The organism is Knoellia aerolata DSM 18566 (assembly GCF_000768695.1).
GTDB classification, from domain to species: Bacteria; Actinomycetota; Actinomycetes; order Actinomycetales; family Dermatophilaceae; genus Knoellia; species Knoellia aerolata.
This window is the reverse complement of the sequence record NZ_AVPL01000117.1, coordinates 1-3,661: the sequence shown is the minus strand read 5'-3', so window position 1 is coordinate 3,661 and position 3,661 is coordinate 1. Positions and strand designations below refer to the sequence as shown.

The 3,661-nt window shown below is 67.1% G+C and carries 5 protein-coding genes; 2 read left to right on the top strand and 3 right to left on the bottom strand.

Annotated features, from left to right (window positions below):
* On the bottom strand, positions 1–1,111 hold a 1,111-nt coding region (locus tag N801_RS18725; protein WP_052113310.1), incomplete at its 3' end, for a tyrosine-type recombinase/integrase.
* A 15-nt stretch (positions 1,112–1,126) separates the two neighbouring features.
* Positions 1,127–1,312, bottom strand: coding sequence for a helix-turn-helix transcriptional regulator (locus N801_RS21200; protein WP_169744301.1), 186 nt, complete (start codon positions 1,310–1,312; stop codon positions 1,127–1,129).
* Positions 1,313–1,779: 467 nt separating this feature from the next.
* Between N801_RS21200 and N801_RS18715 the strand changes: the two genes are divergently transcribed.
* Both N801_RS18715 and N801_RS18710 read left to right on the top strand, forming a co-directional pair.
* Positions 1,780–2,004 (top strand): hypothetical protein, encoded by a 225-nt coding sequence (locus N801_RS18715; RefSeq protein ID WP_035940827.1) that lies wholly within the window; start codon positions 1,780–1,782, stop codon positions 2,002–2,004.
* 5 nt (positions 2,005–2,009) lie between these two features.
* Positions 2,010–2,279, top strand: a complete 270-nt coding sequence (locus N801_RS18710; protein WP_245618516.1) for a hypothetical protein — start codon at positions 2,010–2,012, stop codon at positions 2,277–2,279.
* Positions 2,280–2,346: 67 nt separating this feature from the next.
* Here N801_RS18710 and N801_RS20890 read toward each other — a convergent pair whose 3' ends face one another.
* Positions 2,347–3,195 carry a hypothetical protein gene (locus N801_RS20890; protein ID WP_156996922.1) on the bottom strand — a complete coding sequence of 283 codons (849 nt, stop codon included), beginning with the start codon at positions 3,193–3,195 and terminating at the stop codon, positions 2,347–2,349.
* Positions 3,196–3,661 lie beyond the last annotated feature (466 nt).

Sequence of the window (3,661 nt, the reverse complement as noted above, 5' to 3'; positions counted from 1 at the left end):
GGAGATCCCTCCCGGGGGCCTTCTGCATGCCCCGGCCCGGTGCCTGTGCCCCCGTTGTGCCCCCGATCCGGTCCGCGGCGGCCAAGAGGTTCTGGTCGATGAGGTGGCCGTAGAGGTCCATGGTCATCGCGGCGGACGCGTGCCCCAGGACGCGCTGGACGACCTTGGGGTCGGCACCGGACGCGAGCCACAGCGAGGCCGACGTGTGGCGCAGGCCGTGGACGCGCAGGCCGGGGCGACCGATCGCCTCGGTCGCGGCGGCCCAGGCGACGGAGCGCTTCCAGTTCGACTCGCTCAATGGTCCGCCGGCTGGAGCGGCGAAGATCCAGTCGGTGGCGGTCCTGCCTTCGGCGCGGTTCAAGATGACGTCTGCGGCGCGCTGGGGGAGGGGGACAGTGCGCACCCGGCCGGTCTTGGGAGTGTCCTCGTAGAGAGCGCCATCAGCGCTCGAGGCGAGCACGGTGCGCTGGACGCGCAGCCCAGGGCCGGGGACCTGGATGGTGTCGGCCACCTTGAGACCGGCCGGCTCGCCCCGCCTGAGTCCGCAGAGGCCGAGGACGAGCACGACGTCGCCGTAGGTGCCGCGGCACGCGTCGGCCAGTGCGTCGAGTTCGGCGTGCGTGAGGAACTGGCCCTCGCGGCGACCGCCACGGGTCGAAGAGACGCGGATGCCGACCGCAGGGTTGCGGGTCAACCTGTTGTCGGCGACGGCGAAGGCGAGGACCGACCGGAGGGTGGCGAGGTAGCGGCGTGCCGTCGCCGGGGCGACGCCGCCGGCGATGAGCGAGCCGACCCACTGCTCGATCTGGGCGCGGGTGATGGAGGCCAAGGGTGTATCGCCGAACTTCGGCTCGACGTGGTTACGCCATGCGGAGAGGTCGGCCTCGAGCGACTTGCGCTTGAGTCCCTGCCGCGACTCTCGCCATCCGGACTCGAGACGGGCGAGCGGGATGCGGGCGCGTCGGGGGTCGATCCACTCTCCGGCGCGAAGGCTGCGGCGCTGGTCGTGCTCCCATGCCACGGCGTCGCCCTTGCGTGTGAAGACCCTCGTGGCGACCTCCCGCCCGTGCGACTTGACCCTCGCCCGGTAGCGGACGGTCTCGCCGCGCACGATCCGCTGTGATGCTCACGGCGACCAGTCCGGGTCGCGCTGGCCCTCGAGCCATGCGTCGAGGTCCTGGGGGTCCCACAGGACTCGCGGCCCGACCTTATAGGCCTTGGGGAGCTTCCCCTCCTGGCGGAGCCAGCGCACCGTCGGGACCGAGACCCGCAGTCGCTCGGCCGTCTCCTCGACGGTCAGGAGCTCACGCATGACGCCCACCTCCGTGGCCAGTGTGTGCCGCTCCCGAGAATTGCCGAACGAGTTGTCCACAGGCGACGTGCCCCCGCAGGTGAGTCGCTCGTTTCGACGGTCGTGTAGGTGAAGGTGCCTGTTCGTCCCCTGAAGGCCGTCCCGGATGCCGATTGCCGAACGAGTTGTCCACAGGAGGCTCCTGCCCTCGGGCGGCGCGACCAGCCGCCGGTGCAGACTCGTGGTGTAGGTCCGTAGCAAGAGCGCAGGCTCGCGCATGTTCGGGGGGCTGAGCGGGCGACTCGTCGATGGCAGTCATGGTGGGGCTCCTTCACTGGGCAACGTCGTCCAACAAGGAGACCGTGGCGTCGAGGGACGTTTCCACCCCACCGCAGGACATTTCGGGACGTCCTCGAGAGGGCGCAACGTCCCGGAACGTCCTCAAGATGGACCATCGACGGGCGACAAGTTATCTTGGAGGAGAGTCGGTGGATCCGATCGTGGCGCAGTCCGCCTTGAAGCACGGTCTGGGCGAAGAGGAGATCGGCCACGCGTACCGGAACCCGATCCGTGTCTGGGATCTGGGTGACGGGTTCACGATGATCGTGGGCGCAGGCCCTGCGGCTGCGGTCATCGCGGTCGGTGTCGTCCAGGGCGACGTTGGTGTGGTCATCGTCCACGCCATGCGTGCCCGCGAGAAGTTCCTGAGGTGATGTCCATGCCACGGTCGGTCGACGAGATTCTCAAGCACGCCGATGAGCTGGCTGCACGTTTCGAGGACTATGAGCCGCGCGCGTCCGACGAGCTAAACGCGGACGCAGTAACCAGGCTCCGGGGCGCGGTCGCCGAGCGCTCCACGGCTGAGCGACACATGCTCGAGGCGATCAAGGGCGCGCGAGAAGCTGGCCTGTCCTGGGCCGCGATAGGCGGCTTGGTGGGCACGTCCGGTGAGGCTGCCCGCCAGCGCTACGCCAACAGGGTGGCGTGAGGGCTGTTCCGTCCAGTTGGACGGACCGCCTCAGAGGTCAGGCTCCGCAATCGCTGCACTTGGGCGGCTATCGAAGGTCAAGAGTCCACGAGAGGAAGAAGAGGATCCAGCCGACGAGCCAAGCCGCAGTGGGCCAATCCCAGAACCGCAGCCGACGATCGATTCGCCTGGGCTCACCATCGACGGGTTGCGCCTTGGCGTGCTCAACCGCCATGTTGAGCAGCGCCATCTCCTCGAGTCCGTTTCCGCTCAGAGTGCGCTCGATGCTTGCGAGAGTGAGCGACCTTGACTTCGCGATCATTCGGGCAAACTCGAGCCATCCCCACTCCAACCGATCGATGTGGCTCAAGGGAACCAAGTAGTCAAATACCGGGTTTCGGACCCTCGCGACTGGTCCGCTGACCTTGATTGACGGGCTGATAAGAGTCCTGACAATGGCGAGTGTGACGAGGCAGAGGGCCGCTGCGATGGCCACCGTCTCGTGGGGAGCGAGATCGTCGGCCGTTGTGGGACGCGAGGGACGTGGCAGAGCCAGAACTGCGAGACCCCCGAAAATGAGTGCTGCGCATATCCCTCCGATCGTGGATCCGACGTTTCTGAGCGTGAGAACCCGGGCGCCCTCCACGGCCTCCCGCGACCATTGGACGCCAACGGGCGCAGGGTCTGCGATCCGAGTTTCGGGGTGCAGCGTGACCGTGCGTGTGGCCAAGGCCCTGTGCACAAGTCCTTGGCTGGCCAGTAGTTCCAGAGAGAGCGGTTCATCGCCAACGACTCGCAGTTCAACGAATACGGAGCCAATGGACCATTCGTGAGGTTCTGTCTCCACGAGCTCGCTCCTGCGCATCGAGCGAACCTGTCTCTCTACCTCGTCCAGCGCGGACTCGATCTCTGGCGTTGGCGACGCCCTCATCTGCATTCCGACATGATCTCGCACCGTGACAGCGCCGCTGCCCGCGGAGCGTGGCGTAGCCGCGGGCAATTGATGAATTGACCTCTTAGAGATCAAGGGCCTCGCTGCGCTCGGCCACGCCCTGCGGGCGGCGCTGACGCGCCGTCCTCGGGAGTGCGGTCCGCCAGCTAGCTAAGTCTCCGCGTCGACCCGGCCTCCATCGTCAGCTCGAGCGGTCACCGCATCAAGGGCGCAGAGCGTCGCTACGCGATGGCCTGAGGCCACCCTTGACCCTGCGACCGCTCAAGCAGTTGCGGCCTGGATCGGGACGACGCAGTCCCTGGCAAGCGTGCCCCCGAGGTGCCCCCGTCGCTTCGCGAAGCGGCTCGAATCACCCGTTATGAACCGTCACCGCGGAGTACGTAGAGGTACGCAAAGGGCAGTGGCGGTTACTCAGGAACGACCTCGTAATGAATAGGTCATCGGTTCGATT

Bases quoted from the DNA above. Each gene is read 5' to 3' on its own strand.
- N801_RS20890 (WP_156996922.1), bottom strand. From the start codon at position 3,195: ATGCAGATGAGGGCGTCGCCAACGCCAGAGATCGAGTCCGCGCTGGAC.
- N801_RS18710 (WP_245618516.1), top strand. From the start codon at position 2,010: ATGCCACGGTCGGTCGACGAGATTCTCAAGCACGCCGATGAGCTGGCT.
- N801_RS21200 (WP_169744301.1), bottom strand. From the start codon at position 1,312: ATGCGTGAGCTCCTGACCGTCGAGGAGACGGCCGAGCGACTGCGGGTC.